This window comes from Streptomyces sp. NBC_00057, assembly GCF_045041165.1.
Taxonomy (GTDB): domain Bacteria; phylum Actinomycetota; class Actinomycetes; order Streptomycetales; family Streptomycetaceae; genus Streptomyces.
In genome coordinates, this window is sequence record NZ_CP108256.1 from 8,890,421 (window position 1) to 8,907,036 (window position 16,616).

The 16,616-nt window shown below is 67.7% G+C and carries 14 protein-coding genes and 2 pseudogenes; 6 read left to right on the forward strand and 10 right to left on the reverse strand.

What is annotated here, in order from left to right:
- Window positions 1-111: 111 nt before the first annotated feature.
- From OG953_RS42060 to OG953_RS42075, 4 genes are all read left to right on the forward strand, one after another.
- Window positions 112-897: a transposase gene (locus tag OG953_RS42060; RefSeq protein WP_405691278.1), complete on the forward strand. Its 786-nt coding sequence runs from the start codon at window positions 112-114 to the stop codon at window positions 895-897.
- A gap of 78 nt (window positions 898-975) precedes the next feature.
- Entirely contained in the window at window positions 976-2,508 is a 1,533-nt protein-coding gene (gene istA / locus OG953_RS42065; protein WP_405682118.1) for an IS21 family transposase, read from the forward strand.
- Window positions 2,508-3,299: an IS21-like element helper ATPase IstB gene (gene istB, locus OG953_RS42070; RefSeq protein ID WP_266795039.1), complete on the forward strand. Its 792-nt coding sequence runs from the start codon at window positions 2,508-2,510 to the stop codon at window positions 3,297-3,299. Before istA ends, istB begins: the two co-directional genes overlap by 1 nt.
- Window positions 3,300-3,526: 227 nt before the next feature.
- On the forward strand, window positions 3,527-4,003 hold the full coding sequence (locus OG953_RS42075) for a hypothetical protein (RefSeq protein WP_405691280.1): 477 nt from the start codon (window positions 3,527-3,529) through the stop codon (window positions 4,001-4,003).
- 472 nt (window positions 4,004-4,475) lie between these two features.
- Here OG953_RS42075 and OG953_RS42080 read toward each other — a convergent pair whose 3' ends face one another.
- Window positions 4,476-5,054 carry a GNAT family N-acetyltransferase gene (locus OG953_RS42080; RefSeq protein WP_405691281.1) on the reverse strand — a complete coding sequence of 193 codons (579 nt, stop codon included), beginning with the start codon at window positions 5,052-5,054 and terminating at the stop codon, window positions 4,476-4,478.
- Window positions 5,055-5,617: 563 nt separating this feature from the next.
- Window positions 5,618-5,851: pseudogene (locus OG953_RS42085) on the reverse strand (IS701 family transposase); the annotation flags it as partial.
- Window position 5,852: 1 nt separating this feature from the next.
- Between OG953_RS42085 and OG953_RS42090 the strand changes: the two are divergent.
- Window positions 5,853-6,578: pseudogene (locus OG953_RS42090) on the forward strand (transposase); the annotation flags it as partial.
- Window positions 6,579-6,613: 35 nt separating this feature from the next.
- Here OG953_RS42090 and OG953_RS42095 read toward each other — a convergent pair.
- The 8 genes from OG953_RS42095 to OG953_RS42130 all read right to left on the reverse strand — a co-directional run bounded on the left by OG953_RS42095 (window position 6,614) and on the right by OG953_RS42130 (window position 15,266).
- Window positions 6,614-7,048 (reverse strand): hypothetical protein, encoded by a 435-nt coding sequence (locus OG953_RS42095; protein ID WP_405691283.1) that lies wholly within the window; start codon window positions 7,046-7,048, stop codon window positions 6,614-6,616.
- 358 nt (window positions 7,049-7,406) lie between these two features.
- Window positions 7,407-7,997: a hypothetical protein gene (locus tag OG953_RS42100; protein WP_405691285.1), complete on the reverse strand. Its 591-nt coding sequence runs from the start codon at window positions 7,995-7,997 to the stop codon at window positions 7,407-7,409.
- 512 nt (window positions 7,998-8,509) lie between these two features.
- Window positions 8,510-10,174, reverse strand: a complete 1,665-nt coding sequence (locus tag OG953_RS42105) for an ADP-ribosyltransferase domain-containing protein (RefSeq protein WP_405691286.1) — start codon at window positions 10,172-10,174, stop codon at window positions 8,510-8,512.
- A 124-nt stretch (window positions 10,175-10,298) separates the two neighbouring features.
- Window positions 10,299-10,967: a macro domain-containing protein gene (locus OG953_RS42110; protein WP_351197848.1), complete on the reverse strand. Its 669-nt coding sequence runs from the start codon at window positions 10,965-10,967 to the stop codon at window positions 10,299-10,301.
- 528 nt (window positions 10,968-11,495) lie between these two features.
- Entirely contained in the window at window positions 11,496-12,056 is a 561-nt protein-coding gene (locus OG953_RS42115; protein WP_405691288.1) for a hypothetical protein, read from the reverse strand.
- 238 nt (window positions 12,057-12,294) lie between these two features.
- Window positions 12,295-12,651, reverse strand: coding sequence for a hypothetical protein (locus OG953_RS42120; RefSeq protein ID WP_405691290.1), 357 nt, complete (start codon window positions 12,649-12,651; stop codon window positions 12,295-12,297).
- Between the two features lie 100 nt (window positions 12,652-12,751).
- Window positions 12,752-14,332: an IS1182 family transposase gene (locus OG953_RS42125; RefSeq protein WP_405683010.1), complete on the reverse strand. Its 1,581-nt coding sequence runs from the start codon at window positions 14,330-14,332 to the stop codon at window positions 12,752-12,754.
- Window positions 14,333-14,384: 52 nt separating this feature from the next.
- Window positions 14,385-15,266, reverse strand: a complete 882-nt coding sequence (locus tag OG953_RS42130; RefSeq protein ID WP_405691291.1) for a hypothetical protein — start codon at window positions 15,264-15,266, stop codon at window positions 14,385-14,387.
- Between the two features lie 561 nt (window positions 15,267-15,827).
- On the opposite strand from OG953_RS42130, the gene OG953_RS42135 reads away from it, so the two are divergent.
- Window positions 15,828-16,496, forward strand: coding sequence for a maleylpyruvate isomerase N-terminal domain-containing protein (locus OG953_RS42135; protein WP_405692402.1), 669 nt, complete (start codon window positions 15,828-15,830; stop codon window positions 16,494-16,496).
- Window positions 16,497-16,616: the final 120 nt, after the last annotated feature.

The window sequence follows — 16,616 nt, forward strand, 5'->3', positions numbered from 1 at the left end:
CGCCGTCGAGCGAAGCGTGAGCCGCCACAACAGCTGCCTGAAGACAGCCGTCGTCAGGACTGCCGGCCTGCCGATCAATGACGGCGCCGACCGCGCGATACCGAGAGGGAGATGTCGCCGATCGAGGCCCGTATCCGCGAACGTCACGCAATCGTCCATGCTCTGCTGGCCCAGGGACACGGCATCCGTGACATCGCCCGGGAACTGCACATGGGCGGCAACACCGTCCGCCGCACCGCCCGCGCAGCAAGCCCCGAAGAACTCCTGAGCAGACGACACCAGCCCCGGCCCAGCCAGCTCGACCCCTACAAGCCCCACCTGGACAAACGCTGGGCAGAAGGCTTCACCAACGCGATCCAGCTGCAGGCCGAGCCCCAGGATCTCGGTTACCGCGGCAGCTACCAGACGATCAGCGACTACCTGCGACCGAGGCGCCGCCATCGCATCCGCATCGACGCCCCCGCGCCTCCGGGCGTCCGACAGGTCAGTGGGTGGATGATGCGACATCCTGAGCACTTGGGCGACGAAGAGAGCCGGCAGTTCACCGCGGTACTCTCCCAGTGCCCAGAACTCACCGCCCTCCATGGCCGCGTCCGCGCCTTCGCCGAGATCCTCACCACCCGCTTTGGCCAGCACCTCAAAGACTGGATCATTGCCACCCGCGCCGACGATCTGCCCGGACTCCACACGTTCACCACCGGCCTGGAGAAGGACTGGAACGCGGTCGTCCAGGGCCTGACCACCTGCTGGAACTCCGGTCCGGTGGAAGGCCGGGTCAACCACATCAAGATGATCAAGCGCCAGATGTTCGGCCGCGCCAAACTCCCGCTCCTCCGCAAGCGCGTTGACCGTGGCCTCGGCATACTCCCCATAGGCGGCCATTTACGGCCCCACTGATGGCCAGGGATTTCCCCACGGACGGCCAGATATCTCCCCGCTCGCCCCAGACGTACCCGGTCGGCGAAGCTCGAGCGGGTGAAGAACAGCAGGGAGATCATGGACATCCTTGAGGCGTACGACCTCACGGGCAGTTACCGCGCGGCGGCCGAGCTCGCCCGGTGCGACCACCACACGGTGGCCCGATATGTGAAGATGCGGGCCGCTGGACAGCACCCCGACGTCCGTCGGCACCGCGACCGTGCGATCGACGTGTTCCTGCCGAAGATTGAAGAGCTGGTGGTCCGCTCGAACGGGCGGATCCGTGCGGATGTGGTCCACAAGAGGATCACCGCGATGGGCTTCACGGGCGGGGAACGCACCACCCGCCGCACCGTCGCCGAGGCAAAAGCCCAGTTCAGGGCCGGTCAGCGTCGGGTTTACCGGCCCTGGATCACCGAGCCGGGGCTATGGCTGCAATGGGACTGGGGCGAGGGCCCGCAGATCGGCGGACGACGCACTTCTTTGTGGTGCGCGTGGGTGGCCTGGTCGCGTTTCCGCGTGGTGATCCCGGTTTGGGACAAGACGCTGCCGACGATCACCGCGTGTCTGGACGCGACGCTGCGGCGGATCGGCGGGGTCCCGGCCTACGCGTTGACCGACAACGAGAAGACGGTCACCACCGACCACATCGCCGGGATCGCGGTCCGCAACCCCGAGATCGTTGAGGTCGCCCGCCACTACGGCATGACGATACGTACCTGTCTGCCGGCGGACCCCGAAACCAAGGGCGGGAGCGAGGCGACCGTCCGCATCGCCAAGGCCGACCTGGTCCCCAAAGACGTCAACCTCCTTGAGGAATACCGCAACTTCGCCGCCCTTGAGTCGGCCTGCCGCACCTTCTGCGAGGAGGTCAACAACCGGGTCCACCGCGAGACCCAACGACGGCCCGTCGAGATGCTCGCCGAGGAACGCCAGCGGCTGCATCCGCTGCCCAAGCAGCCCTTCACCGTCGCGTTCGGCACCACCCGCAGGGTCTGCTGGGACTCCACGATCTCGGTCGAGGCCGTGCGCTATTCGGTCCCGCACCAGCTGATCGACACCCGGGTCTGGGCCCGATTCCACGGCGACGAACTGATCGTCACCGCCGTCGGCCCTGCCGACGGTCATGCCCGCGAGGTGGCCCGCCACCCGCGCGGATCGGCTGGCACCCCGGTCCTTGACGACGCGCACTACCCGCCGCGCGAGAACAAGGAAGGCGATCGCGTCCCGAAGGCGACCAGCGCGGAGGAGGCCGCGTTCTTGATGCTCGGCCCCGGCGCCGCCTCCTGGCTGGTCGAGGCCGCCACCGCCGGAACACGCAAGGTCAAGACGAAGATGGCCGAGGCCGTCGCCTTCTCCAAGCTCTACTCCACTGCCGAGGTCGACCGGGCCCTTGGCACCGCCGCGGTCACCGGCCGGTTCGCCGAGAAAGACCTCATCTCCATCCTCGACTACCAGGTCGGCCTGGAAAACGTCGAGGTCACCCGCGCCAGCGAAACCCACAGCCTGCAGCCCGGCACCTCCGCCTGGTCCCGCTTCGGCACCATCCCGCTCGAACACGACGACGAAGACGAAGGCGACACTCTCTGATGGCCACCCCACTGCGCACCGTTTCCGGCTCCAGCGGCGACCAGCTCGCCGAGGCCATCGAACTGACCAAGCGGCTCAAACTCCCGCACATCCGCAAGGCGTTGACCGATGTGATCCCCACCGCGAAGGCCCAGAGGTGGGACCCCGCAGAAGTCGTACGCGTCCTCCTCTCCGAAGAGGCCGCCGGCCGCGACCGAGCGAACCTGCACACTCGACGCAAGCGGGCCGGGTTCCCCGCCGGGAAGACGTTCGGCGACTGGGACGAGCAGGCATCCTCCATACCTCGCGCGACCCAGGACTCCATCAAGACCCTCGAATGGGTCCAACGCAGGGAAAATCTCTGCGTAGTCGGCCCATCGGGGACCGGGAAAAGCCACTGGTGCGAGGCCCTCGGGCAGGCCGCCGTCGAGGCCGGGATGGCCGTCGCCTGGTTCTCCATCGAAGACCTCGGCGCCCTCGTCCGCCGTCACCGGGCCGACGATTCCATCGCCAAGGCCCTGACCCGGGTGATCCGATCCGACCTGATCATCGTCGACGACATCGGCCTGCTGCCCGTCAGCCCCGACGCCGCCGAGGGCTTCTACCGCCTGGTCGACGCCGCCTACGAACGACGCGCGCTCGCCGTCAGCAGCAACCTCCACCCCTCCGGATTCGACGAGATCATGCCGAAGACGCTGGCCACCGCGACCGTCGACCGGCTCATGCACCACGCTCACATCGTGGTCACCCAGGGTGACAGTTTCCGGCTCACCCAGGCCACCTCCGGACAGGGAGTCAAGCCCTTCAGCTGATCACAGCACTCACCACGGCGGGGAATTATCTGGCCGCCGTTGGGGAGATCTCGCAGGCCGCCAGCGGGGAGCACTCCTGGCCGCCTACGGGGAGAACTTCGAGGCCATTGACAAAGCGCGTCCTCCTCACCGCCACCCGCCCGCCGGCACAGCCAGTAACCGCCGGACAGGGCCGGTGATTCTTGAGACATAGGGTGAGTCCCTCGACGACCCGGCGGGAGTACGCCATGGAGATCACCGTCCAGTGGATACGGACGTCCTGGACGAAGGAGTCTCGGGGAGGGGAGGCTGCCTCGCGCAGGAACGCGGCGCCGATCGGCTTCGCTCTCCCGCCTGCCGAGACCGCCACCACCGCACACGTGATTCGCATGCATGAGCGTGACGGCTTCGAGCCCTTTAACACCCAGGAAGACTGCGGCAAAGTCGATGTCCAGCTCCGGGAAGCCGACGGACGACTACGGGTCTTTCCCCGAGTCCAGCCCTTGTTTGCCCTGCCGCCCAGGCCGCGACGGCCCCCGGCAGTGCGGCTCGCCCCCGGCCAGTGGGTGCGCTGGCAGCTCAACTACCGCTTCAGCAGTGCCCTGGGGATCCGCGGCTGGTCGTACTGGCTGGACACCTTCAACATCGCCTACGGCCCGGTGAACGCCGACGTGTTCCTGTCCACGCCCACCATGTTCATCGACGAACAAGGACCGCTCCGATAACCCTGCCCTCTACTTCGACCACGGTCCCAGATGACGTTGCGTCACCGAGGCCGAACACCGTTGATCGTCCTCACGGAATTTGTGCCTGATCCGACTCACGACAGCAGTTGTTCACGGGTTTGGGAGGCACCCAGATCCACGGTCGGATGGTGTTCACGAGTTTTGACGGCACTGGGGTACTTGCCGGGGCAGCATCAGGATGCTCCTGGTGAAAGATCCTGGTCATGCCACAGATGTCGAAGGTCGAGCTGTACGCCGCGACCACCGCTGCGGCATGGCGATGCCGGAGATCGAGCGCAAGTACAACGTGTCGTGGCGGACGGTCCGCAAGGCGGTGGACTCGGTCTGGCCGGAGCCGAGGAAGAAGCTGCCGCCGCGGCCGACAGCCCTGGATGCCTACAAGCCGGTGGTCGACGGGATCTCCTGCGGGCGACCACGCCGAGGCGGGCTGAAGAGGAAACGTCCCAGCCGCTCAAGCCGAAAGGGAATCTGCTCCACCGTACTCATAACACCAGGTAAGCAACTTCACCTGGCGGCCCTTGGCCTCGCGCGTGATGGGCTCGTCGTCGGTGAGCTGGAAGCCAGTTGCGCGCGCGACAGCCACGCTCGGGGAGTTCCCCGTTTCAATGCGCAGCAGCACTTGCCTTGCGCCCAGCTGGCGACAGGCGTAGTCAGCCATCATCTTGACAGCTCGTGAGGCCAAGCCCTGCCGCCGATGTTGGCTGCCGACGCCATAAGCGAGCTCGACGTCTCGCGCGTCGAGCTCGGAGTGAAAGAGGAGGACCTCACCACGTGGCTGCTCACCGTCGGTAGTGATCACCAATTGCGCTTTCTTGCGTTCTTCCTCCCGGCCTTCGCGAGCCTTGGTCAGGTACTCACGCGCCGCCCTGGCGTCGAACGGCGAGGGCACCGGAGTCCATCGGTCGATCTCGGGATCGTCATAGAGCTCGACCAACGCCGGCAGATCGGACTCGGCCCACTCCCTCAGTAGTATCCCGTCCCCTGATAACCGAATACTTGGCGGCAGAACGATCTCGCGTTGACTGGACATGTGCCCGATCTTGCCCTGCCAGAGAGCCGAACTCCAGAGCAAGAACACTCTCTTGCCCGGTAACCGATTTGCAGTCCACTGAGCCTCAGCTGCATCAGACAAAACGCGGACACTCTGGCCACCGACACACGGCACCGTCCCTGCCGTCAAAACTCGGGTTCTGGCTCACTTTCCGTGACCACGTTGCTGTCAGTCACTCGCATGTCGGGGGAAGGCGCGAACTACCGCTCGGTTCGAGCAAGGACCCTATTACTCCAGCCGGACTTCTTCATTCGTGCTGGTCAACGGCTTGGGCGTGGGGAGTGTAGCGGGTTGGAATCGGGGGTGGGGCTGTCTTTGCCGGGTGGCCCTACGAAGGTGTGACCGCGCCGTGTAGTGGCAGCGGCGGGCGCGTGCTTGGTGGCGGCGACGCCAGTGGGACCACGCCATCGTGTGGTCGTGGTGTGGAGCACGGCGGCGGGGTTCAACTGCCAGCAGACGTCGAATCTCGGCCGGTGTGAGGTCCACGAGGCCGGGTGTGTCCCGCTCGGTTCCCCCTTTTTCCGTTCCTGGCCGGCCAGGACGGCGAGGAAAGCGTGCGCGAGCATGGCGAGTGTGATGTGCCGGTACCAGCCCACGTAGCGGCGGACTTCGTACTGGTCCAGGCCGCATTCCTTCTTCGCGCTCTGGAAGCATTCCTCGACTTTCCAGCGGCAGCCGGCGATGCGTACGAGGTCGGCGACGGTGGCTTCCAGGGGTGCGCTGGCGACGTAGTAGGCGATCTCGTCGGGCTTGGCGATGCTGCGGCGGGCCAGCATCCTCGACACCGGGCACCCCGTGGACTGGGTCACCGGTGACGAGGTCTACGGCGGCAACCCGAAGCTGCGCTCCGCGCTGGAAGAGCGCCAGGTCGGCTACGTGCTCGCCACGGCCTGCTCGGCCGAAGCCACCACCAGCGCCTGGAAGTTCCGCGCCGACGCCCTGGCCGCGAAGGTGCCCAAGCGGGCCTGGCAGAAGCTGTCGGCAGGGGCCGGCGCCAAGGGGCACCGCTTCTACGACTGGGCCGTCATCGATCTCACCGAGCCCGGACCCGGCCATCGTCAGCTGCTGATCCGCCGCAACCGCACCACCGGTGAACTTGCCTACTACCGCTGCTGGTCACCGGCCCCGGCACCCCTGGCCACGCTGGTACGGGTCGCCGGGTCGAGATGGCGGGTGGAGGAGACCTTCCAGGCCGGAAAGGGCCTGGCCGGGCTGGACGAACACCAGCTCCGTCGCTTCACCTCGTGGTCCCGCTGGGTGACCCTGGCCATGCTCGCCCACGCCTTCCTCGCTGTTCTCCGCGCCGACGAGCACGCCCGCACCCCCGCCCCGGACGGGCTGATTCCGCTCACCTGCAACGAGGTCCAGCGACTGTTCATCACCCTCGTCGCCCAGCCTGCCCACGACGCGGCCCACCGGCTCCGCCGGTCCACCTGGCGACGCCGCCATCAGGCCCGAGCCCGGGCCGGCCATTACCGCCGGCAAGCCGCGAATCAGACATGAAGATCACGCTCTACGGCTGGAGCACCAAGGGCGGCTCAGGAGTAGGGGAACTCCTGGTCCGCCACCCGGATGGTCTCATCCATCCGTAGGACGACGCAGCTCACAGTCCCGGACTCGACGATCAGGATGTCGGGCACGTACGACTCGTAGAAGCGGAGGTACCCGATGGGGCCCGCGGTCGTCGTCCGCGCTCCGAGCCATAGCACGAGCCTGCGCAGATCGTGGAACCCGTCGGGATGCGCCTCCTGCCGCACGGTCAACGCCCACCCCCCATGGACCGAACGCAACTCCGCCACCTGGAGGCCTCCGATGCGCGATGCTGGCCCTCGGCCGTCCCAAAGGGGAACCTCGTACCCTTCGTCCTGCCGACCATCTTCCTCCGCCAAGTGCCAGCGGAGCAGGTCGAGGTCGCGGGACGAGAGGGAGTCCGGCAGGTCGAGCGTGAGTTGGAGTTCATAGGTGTCAGCCATGGCCACAAGCCTACGATCCGTTGATCGTCTCGGCGACGTGCGATGTAGTCGGGTTCGTGTCAGTGGAGTGGCCGGCGGTCGTCGTCGGCCGTCTTCCCGCCGGCCGCGGCGGGGGCGCGTGATGGTCCGCCGCTGACACCGGGGTGGCACAGGCACCGGGTTTCGCTGTCATGAGGCGGTGTATCCCCAGGTGGTTCGCTGACATGAAGCCGAGAGATCGCAGCAGGGTCAGGTGCTTCAACCGAAGTAGCTGCTGCAAGGCGCGACGCCGCCATCAGGCCCAAGCCGGCCATTACCGCCGGCAAGCCTCAAATCCGACGTGAATATCACGATCTACGGCTGGAGTACTATGCAGGCGTCAGGCGTAGACGATGGGGCAGCCCCGCCGCACCGAGTGCTGGGCAGCGCGCAGAAACAGTGCGACGTAGAAGGCTGTATCCAGGTCATCGCTCCATGGGCCTGGTTGGGCAGCGGCCAGTTCCTTCGCTGCTCCGTTCATGAACCACATGGTCAGATCGAGGTTGTCGCACATCTGTGGGGTCTCGGCCGGCAGGTCGATGGCTGTCGCCAGTCTTTCCGCAATCGCCAGTACCTGAGGAGCACCTGCGACCGTGGTCGACGACTCCGAATAGCTGGAGTCAATGGGCAACCAGATCTCCTCGTCGAGCGAGAACGGCACCAGCACCGTCCAGCCGCAGACAGTCTCCACTTCCTCTCGTGACAGGTGCGTTTGACATAGCGTCCCAAACCCGTCCATCGAGGGGATCAGTTTTTCCTCGAAAGCCTGCCCCGAACCGCGAACGAAGTCCATCTCCTCGGGCACGGACTCATAGGGTGGCAGCCCCTGTTGCCGCAGCTCGTGGTTCAGCGCCGCGGCGATTTCCCCCCACCCATCCTCTTCCTCACCAAACCATTCCTCCGCGCCAACACTGACCAGATATACGCCCATGGCCGCAACGTACAGTTCGCCACTGACACCTCGGACACCTGGTTGGATTGTCCTCGCAGGGGTGGTGCGGGTCATCCCTGGAGCTGGCTGGCGGCAATCTGCCCGTCAAAGCGCGCTTAAACCCGGCCACTGGCGGGTTTCTCCCGTATCCCGGCGGCCCCCTACCGGATGCGACTCCACCCGCTGAGCCGAAGCCCCCGGCACACACGCCTCTGCCGCCGCGGCCGCTTGCACCACCACGACCGGCCGTCCCGCCTCTCCGCCGGACACGTCGGAGCTGGTGGCCCTTCGGCCGCCGCCGCTGAACCGGCGGTGGTGAAGCTACGGCGGCTGGTCAGCGTCGGGCAGAGCCAGGGGCGGGACCCGAACAACCTCCGGGAGATGGTCAGCCGTTGCGCAGCACTTCGAGCTCCGTCCAGGTCAGAGTGAAAGGCGAGGTACGGCTTTTCCAGTCCTCTTCCACGGCACGGCTCAGGCCCGCCACGGGGCGCTCGTATGCCCGGCCCGGGGCGTCACGACACCAGGCCGGCCCCCTCCAGCTCGGTCAGCCGCACGGTGCACCTACCCCCACGCTCGGCCTTCACCTCCGTCACCTTCAGCTGCGTCCCCGGCGCGAGGATGTACTCCTCCTCCCCCGTGAACGCGGAGAACCGCCGGATCCCCACCGCCCGCGCGGGCGTCACCTCGAACAGCGTCCGCCGGCCACGCCCGCCGAGGAACGCGCGGGCCACACCCAGCTCGGACGTGCACGACGACACCCCCCACCACGTCACCGTCCGCCCCAGCGGGTACTGGGACCGCAGATCCAGCGCCACACCACGCCACAGCGGTCGCGTCTGCGCCGGCAACGCCTCCATCGCCGAGAACAGCAACCGCAGGTACGGCAGGTACGGCACCACGCGCTCGCGGTCCGACGAGCGCAGCACGGCGTTGATCTCGCGGTAGAAGCCCGACTCGCACGTGTACAGGTAGAGGGCCGAGATCGCGTCGGCCGACAAGGCGCTCACGGCCTCCCCGGACAGCGCGCCCGCGGGCGCCGCCTCCGCGGCCTTCGTCTCCCCGAAACGGCTCGACAGGTCGATATGCCGATCCAGGTGCGCGAGCACCCGCGAGACCGGCTCGACGGCCTTCCGGAAGTCCATCAGCGGCGTGTCGAACACCCCGGTGACGGGCGGCAGGACGAGGCCCTCGTCCTTGACGCTGGTGAGCCGCTCCAGATACAGCTGGTGCAACTCCATCGTGGACGCGATGAACGCCCCCATCCGCTGCGCGACACCACCGTCCTCCGGCCCGCCGGCCCCGCCCATCCCCTGGTCCCAGCCCTTCTGCGGCAGCCAGTCGACCGGCTCGGCCCCCACCGCCGCCAGGGCGTCGTTCACCTGGGCGAAGTGGTCGCCCTCGCAGAACAGATCCCCCTGCGCGGCCGGATTGGCGTGGTCCAGGTGACGGACCTGCACCCCCGGGTACTTCTTCTCCAGCCGCTGGACGACCCTCTTCAGACTCCGGGCGTGCGCGCCCCACCAGGCGAACACCACCCCCCGGTCGTCCTCCTCCACCGCGTCCTGCTTCGCCCGGAGGATGTCCTCGACGATCTGCTCGGCCACGGGGCGCCAGAACGACGTGTGCCGATCGGTCGCCATCGCCCCGTCCGCGCTCGCCGTGAGGGACGCGTTCAGCAGCAGCACACCCTGGGTGAGCATCGCCTGGAACCACTCGGGCGGCTGAACCGTGTCCTCCTTCTTCAGCAGGGCGCGGACGTCGGCGATCGGGGTCTTCTTGACGATGCCGTACTTCCACATCGCGGCCGCCTTGATGAGGCAGCGGATGCTGACGACCCGGCCGAACTGGCTGTCCTTCCAGTCGTTGAAGGTGTTGTCGAACATCGCGATGCCGGTCGCGCTCTCCGCCCGCGGATAGGGGTTCTGTCCGAAGACGACCACCTTCCACTTCTCCGGCGGATGCGGCTTCAACGCCTGGAACGTCAGCTCGCGCACCGGAACGACCTCCGGGCTCCGCTTCGGGCCGATGAAGTCGGCGGCTCCCGGCTGCGCCTCGATCACCGGTCCGAGCAGCGGCAGCCACGGCTCGCCGCCACCGGTGAACAGGCAGGCCAGTCCCAGCGGATCCCCGGCCGGGGAACCGGCATCGCCCGCGGCCGTCACGTCGACATCACTCACGAGGGTGGAACTCCCGATACTCGAACCGGACGCCTCCACGGGCGCCCCGGCATGCTGAACAGATGCGGCAGGGTCGTCGCCGGTGTCCGCGCCCTGGGCGGCACCGGCCTGCGAGGTCTTCGGGTCAGTGACGAAAGGAAGGCCGTTGCGGCACGTTGATCCGGACCCGCCGTGCGGACCCCGCTCCCTCGATGTCGTCGAGCTGCCCCAGTACGGCGGCCCGCAACTCGTCGTAGTCCGCGAAACCGTGGTCGTGGAAGAGGGTGTAGCCCGTCCACATCAGGTTGGCGCACACCTTCGCGGGCACCTGCCCGGTCTGCGCGCCCATCCCGACGAGGGCCACCGACCGGATGCTGCCCGGCTTCGCCCGGTTCTGTAGATGCACCGCCTGGAAGGCGGCCGCGCAGGCCAGGGCCACGTTCATCGTGTCGCTGACGTTCTGCGACGACTGGCGCATGGTGGGCGTCGAGATCAGGTACCGGGGTACGTCCGCCCCGGACGGGACGCACACCGCGCTGCCCACCGGCAGCCGTCCGCCGAACCGGTCGCGGATCGCCCGCTGCACCCGCACCTGGATGCCCGCACCGAGGTACCGCTTGACGACGGCGTCGACCCCACCGTCCATCCGGCCACGCTCGTTGGTGGGGGAGACCCAGGCGTCGGCGTCCACATCGAGAAGGGAACCCCGCCTGATCTCCACCTCCGGCGTGTCCGCGAACGCGGACCGCCAAGCCGTCACCACCTCGTCGTTGACGTCGACCAGGACGACGCTCAACGCATGCCTGACACCCACGAATTCACCCCTCTCACCCCGTGATCTCGAACAATCCCGAAGCTACCGCGCGCCACTGACAGCGCCGTTCGACAGGGTTGTTCGAGCAGGGGAGCAGGGGAGCAGGGGAGCGGGGGGAGGGAGGAGCGGGAGCCGATGACGAGCGGTCAGGAACCCGCCGCCAGCGTGGCGACACCCGGCTCGGAGAGTCGTCCAGTGCCACCCGGCGCCCCGACACGGCGAGCAGCAGGGAGAGGGCGGGGCCGGTCGCCTCCGGTCCGGTTCCGATCGCCAGGTCCGTGTCCGTCGCCGTCAGGCGGACCCGGCACCAGCTTCTGGCGCCACCAAACGAGGACGCCCCGACCGGGCCCGCGCCCGCCGACCTTCGCCAGCACCCAGCCGGACGGGCGGCGCGGCCCCAGCGCCTGCTGGACGACCGTGGGCGGCTCAAGGTACTCGGTGGGCACGTCGTCATACGAGACGCCGTCCAAGCAGCCACGGGCCCGTTTCACGGCTTCGACCAGGGCTTCGGCGAGAACTGGGCAGCGGTCAGCGGCGGGTGACGGTGAAGCCGCTGTCGTTGACGGCGGTGGTCCACACGTCGCGGTCGAACCACTTGGTGATGTTCGGCTGCATCTCGGTGATGGTGCGCATCCGGGCTTCCCAGTCGTGTCCGGCCGGGCCGCGGTTGCCGTCGCATCCGGTGCAGCCGTCCTCGCCGTGGATATGGCCGGCCATCCAGGCGCTGACCGCCACGTTGATGATGACCGCATACAGGTCGCCGCCGGTCTGGGCCAGGGAGTCCGGCACACCAGCGAGGACCAGTGCGAGTTCGGGGTTGTCGAGCGGCGGCATCGGCGCCTCTCCCACCCCTTTCTCGGAGCTGCTCTCCTCGTAGGACTGCACGCTCTTCGCGAGGCTGTCGGCCATGGCGGAGGCATCGAAGTAGCGCCAGGCGGAACGTACTTGGATGCCGAGTCGCTCGGACACGGTACTGATGTTCTTCTCGATGGTGTCCGCCACTGTCGCCGGCGCGAGAGTCACCCCTCGGTGGGCCAGCTCAGCGAGCGTCTGGGCAACTGCTTCTTTGAACGCCTTTGTGTTCCGCACGACGGCATCGTAGGCGTGCTGGAGCAGCGGGCAGACGGCTTCGCCCGCATTGGACCGGCACCGGGTGCCCAGCGGGTGACTGGTGCACTGCAGCATCGTTGGACAGGGCATCGCGTGCATGAACATCCGACCCCCGCGGATACGCGAGCGCGCCCCGGACCAATTGGTCCGGGGCGCTGTGACTGGGCATTCGAGTTGGCTTCATCCGCCAGATGACGTGCTCAGTACAGGGTGGTGCTCAAGGGGCACGGAGGTCCTTCGTGTCCGGGTACGTCACGTGGGTGCAGCCGCGCCGCTTCGTGATGTCGTCAACGTACGCGCGGAACAGGGCCGACAGCGTCTGGGGGCCGAGCACGTTGTCATAGGTGTAGCTGGAGCTGAGGGTGTGCAGGGCGGGCTTGCCGTCGCAGATGGAGGAGGCCCACCACGCGCCGCTTGCGTGTCCGGCCGTTCCCGCTGTGATGATCTTGTCTTCGCCGCCAAGGACGTCGTATCCCACCGTGCGCGCCTCTGCGTCGAAGTAGGAGGCGGTGCGTAGCCACCACGGTGCGTGAGTGAGCGCACTGCGTGCGTAATCTTGGTCGTCGTCGTGCAAGCCGTCGGCGATACGGCCCACCTGGTCGGGGCTGACCGCTAGAAAGCTGCTGAAAATCTTGTGTGGGGGCTGTCCGGCCGCAGGCCGGGCGGCCCTTTCGCTATGCGGTGGACGGGATGAGGTGCCAGGTGTCGCCGGTCCTGGTGAGTCCGAGGTGGATCAGTCGGCGGAGGTTGAGGGCTGCTGCGCGGTGGTGGAGCCAGGTGTCGTTCTTCAGAACGCCTCGGTAGGGCACTCTGCGGTTGCCACGGGCGACGAGCCAGGCAATGGCCCGTTCGACCGGTGGCCGCCAGCGGCGGTACTCGGCCTGCCAGCCGGGGCTGTTGGCGGCGTGATCGCGGGCGGCCTTGAGCAGGTCGTACTTGACGTGGACGGTGAAGACCCGGCCGGTCTTGGACTTCGTGCAGTGTTCCCGCAGTGGACAGCCGGTGCACAGTTTCTTGAACTGGGCCTGGCGTTCCCCGCCCTGGCGCCTCTGACCGAGGGGGACGGTGTGTCCGGCCGGACAGGTGACCTGGCCGTTCGTGGTGTCGACGTCGAAATCGTCGGCGGTGAAACCGCCGGGGACGGCCGGCCGCAGCGGTGGTGGCTTGAGAACCAGGTCGTGTCCCTGTTCTTGCAGGTGTTCGCGTAACTCGCCGGTGCCGTAAGCGGTGTCGCCCAGGACGGTGACCGGTGCTTCCTCATCGGCGAGGAGATCCCGGGCGACGGCCGCCTCGTGGTTATGGGCCCCGCTGCCGGCGGTCAGGGCGACCTCGGTGAACAGGCCTTCCTCGGGCTCGAAGGCCACGTGGGCACGGAAGCCCTCCTGGTGGCGGGAGCGGTTCTTGTGGATATGCCGGGCCTCGGGATCGACCGTGGACACGGTGCGGTCATAGACGGTGCGCCGGGCGATGCGCCACCGGCCGTCCCGCCCGTCGGAGCCGTCGGCGGGTTCCACGTCCTGCCCGGCAACCAGGGCGAGCAGGCCGACCGCGTGCGCCGCTGCCTCTCCCAGCTCCTGGTCGGGCAGCCGGCCGAGCAGGTTCAGTGCGTCGGTGACCAGGGCGTCGATCAAAGCGGCGCGGGCATGCTCGTCGTTCCAGGCGATCTTCGGTTTACCCGGGTCGGTGTAGTCGTGGGCGGTGCACCACTGGTCGGCGACCTGCTGGGCGCCGGGGACCACACGGATCACCCGGCGGATCGCGGCGACCAGCTGGGTAACGGTGTCCTGGGTGGCGACCGCGTCGTCCAGCACGGTGGAGTCCAGCGCCCTGCGCTGCCTGCCCTTGAGCACACCGGTGGCCGCGACGACCTCTCTGACCTTGGCGAACAACCGGTTCGGGTCACCGGAACGCTGCAGCCGACGGCGGAAATACGTCAACAGCGACGGATCGAAGGCAGTGTCGTACAACCCGAGTCCGCACGCGGCCTTCCACCGCAGGTCGCAGCGCAGTTCCTGCACCGTCTCGAAATCCGAGAGCCCGTGCAGGCTCTGCAGCACAACCGTGGCGGCCAGGACCTGCGGCGGCAGCGAGGGACGCCCGTTCGTCGAGGGATACATGTCCGCGAACATGGCACCGGGGAAGAGGGCCTCGCGATGCTCGGCCAGAAACGCGAACACGCTCCCGACCGGGATCAACTCCCGGCACGTCTCCCACACGTCCTCGCCGACGCTCTCCCCAGCCCATTCCCCCTGCATGGACACAAGACTGACCCCACTCCACCCGGAGCGAGGCCAGAACCCAACATTTTCAGCAATCTTCTAGAAGGCAGCTTTCGATGGGGGACGCGTCCAGGGCAGGTGCCGCGAGGGCGCGGTCGGGCAGCCGGCCTTGCCCTCGCTTCTCGATGTGTCGGGCAAACCAGCGGCATGAACCGTCCGTCGCCTGCGCGGGGCGGAGGTCGGACGGTACGGACGCCAACTGGTGGTCAGGCAGGGCGGGCAGCTGGCTCTGGCAGCCGATCCGGTCGATGAGCTCCTCGGTGGCCGAGCGGGCGATGTGGGCGAGGCGCTCGCGGTCCGCTGCGGAGACGTCCTCGTAGTCGGCGCGGGCCGTAACGTTCAGCAGCTTCGGGGCCGTCGCGCGGCTGCCGGGGCCGCACTCGGCGCGGATGGTGGTGTACCAGTTTCCGTACCGGCCCAGGGTGCCATCGCCGATTGGTCGCGGTTCGGGGCGCCGGTCGGCGATCGCGGTGACATCGGATTTCTGACTGCCGCGACTGTCGCGGAACGGCTCGAGATCTCTGTCATTACCGATCCAGTGCAACGGCTCGGAAGTGTCACTGCCCCGCACCGCCAAGGTGAACAGGCCCGTGGTCTTACCGGGACCAGGCACCTTGTAGACGGTGCAGGAACCGGGCAGCTCGCCCACATCGAGCCTGAACTCGTCGTAGTCGCTGCCCTTTGCCCGGACCATCCCGCCCTGCAGGTCCATCACCGCGGCCGCGGACACAAGCCGATCACACGCCGCGCTGATGTCGCGCTCGCTGGAAGCGCGGTCCCGGATGTCATCGAACGTCAACCAGCCCGCATACAGACTCAGCCCGATCCCGCCACACGCCGTCCACTGCCACAGCCTGATCCACCCAGCGCGCATCGCACATCCCCCTCGGAACCCGTCCGGCGCGATCACTGCCGCCCGGGCATCGAGCGTAGATGTCCGGCCTCAGGCAAGTCGAGGCGGGGCGCTGACCTGCAATGCCGCAACTTGCACGGAATGACTTGCTGCACGTCATGTCCAGCGGCCGGGTGTGACCGAGCGCGTCCACACGCCAGGGGTACCCCGTCACCTGCCGGAAAGCCCGCGCGCCAACTGAACTGCTCACTGGTGCCAACTCAAGTGCACAAGTGCCAACCGAGCTGCACAGTCACAGGCGCGCGGGCTGTTCGGGGCGTGGCCTCTACAGGTCGAACTCCAGGTGTTCGAGTGTTCCAGACCCGCCACCAGCGGTGCTGGGTTCACAAAACGGCCAACGTACTCGAGCGAGTCGGTGATGAAGGAGTGCCTTGTATCCGCAGAGGCCGTGTGCGGTGGAGTCCGTGTCGCCATAGAGCAGGCATCCTCGCCGAGGGGCAATTCGCGACGCTCATGGCCGGCAGGGTTGCATTCCAGCCTCGTCGACGTGATGCAAATCACCCCCTCGGATGTGGGGTCGTGGCCGCTGATAGCTTGATCGGCATGGGTCAAGGTCATGTGTTGGAATCTTTCCGTCTCGAAGCCGGGGAACTCTCCCGTGCGGTTGCCGGGCTGTCCGAGACCGAGTGGGATCGTCCGACGCGGTGTGAACCCTGGTCCGTGCGGGAGTTGTTGGGTCACGTCCGGGTGGTGATCGCGTGGTTGCCGCAGATGCTGGACGGCAGCGCTCCGGACAAGGCCGAGGTCAGCGCAGTGGAGTACTACCGGCCCGACGATCGGTTCAGCCCGCAGACCAACGCTGCCCGCATCGGCCTGGCCCAGGACCACGCGGCCGGGCATGCCAACGGTGCCGCACTCGCCGAGGACTTCGCCGCGACGTGGCAGCAAGTGGATCAGATGTGCCGGGACGAACCGGAAGACCGAGTCGTGCGTACTCGTCACGGCGACGCGATGCTGCTCTCGGAGTTCCTGCTCACCCGGGTGGTAGAGGTCGCGGTTCACGGCCTGGACTTGGCGGACGCACTGGGACGCGAGCCGTGGCTGACTCCGGAGGCAGGGGCGGCGGTGCTGGAACTGCTGCTCGGGCCGGACCAGGTAGACGTGGCGCGTGAACTCGGCTGGGACAGGCCGACCTTCCTGCGCAAGGTCACCGGTCGCGCGGCGCTCGACACGACGGAGACCGCCCTGATCGAGCGGCTCGGCATCCGATGGATCACGCTGGGTTGACGCTGCATCGAGTGCGGATCCTGCGGTCAGCCGTCGACTACAGCGGCCACCCGCACGTGACCCGGTACCAGCCCACACCCGAGGACCTCGCGCGGCGCGAGTAGCCGGCCGCGGTCCGCC

Bases quoted from the DNA above. Each gene is read 5' to 3' on its own strand.
- istB (WP_266795039.1), top strand. From the start codon at position 2,508: ATGGCCACCCCACTGCGCACCGTTTCCGGCTCCAGCGGCGACCAGCTC.
- OG953_RS42080 (WP_405691281.1), bottom strand. From the start codon at position 5,054: ATGTCCAGTCAACGCGAGATCGTTCTGCCGCCAAGTATTCGGTTATCA.
- OG953_RS42125 (WP_405683010.1), bottom strand. From the start codon at position 14,332: ATGCAGGGGGAATGGGCTGGGGAGAGCGTCGGCGAGGACGTGTGGGAG.
- OG953_RS42100 (WP_405691285.1), bottom strand. From the start codon at position 7,997: ATGGGCGTATATCTGGTCAGTGTTGGCGCGGAGGAATGGTTTGGTGAG.
- OG953_RS42075 (WP_405691280.1), top strand. From the start codon at position 3,527: ATGGAGATCACCGTCCAGTGGATACGGACGTCCTGGACGAAGGAGTCT.
- OG953_RS42095 (WP_405691283.1), bottom strand. From the start codon at position 7,048: ATGGCTGACACCTATGAACTCCAACTCACGCTCGACCTGCCGGACTCC.
- OG953_RS42060 (WP_405691278.1), top strand. From the start codon at position 112: ATGTCGCCGATCGAGGCCCGTATCCGCGAACGTCACGCAATCGTCCAT.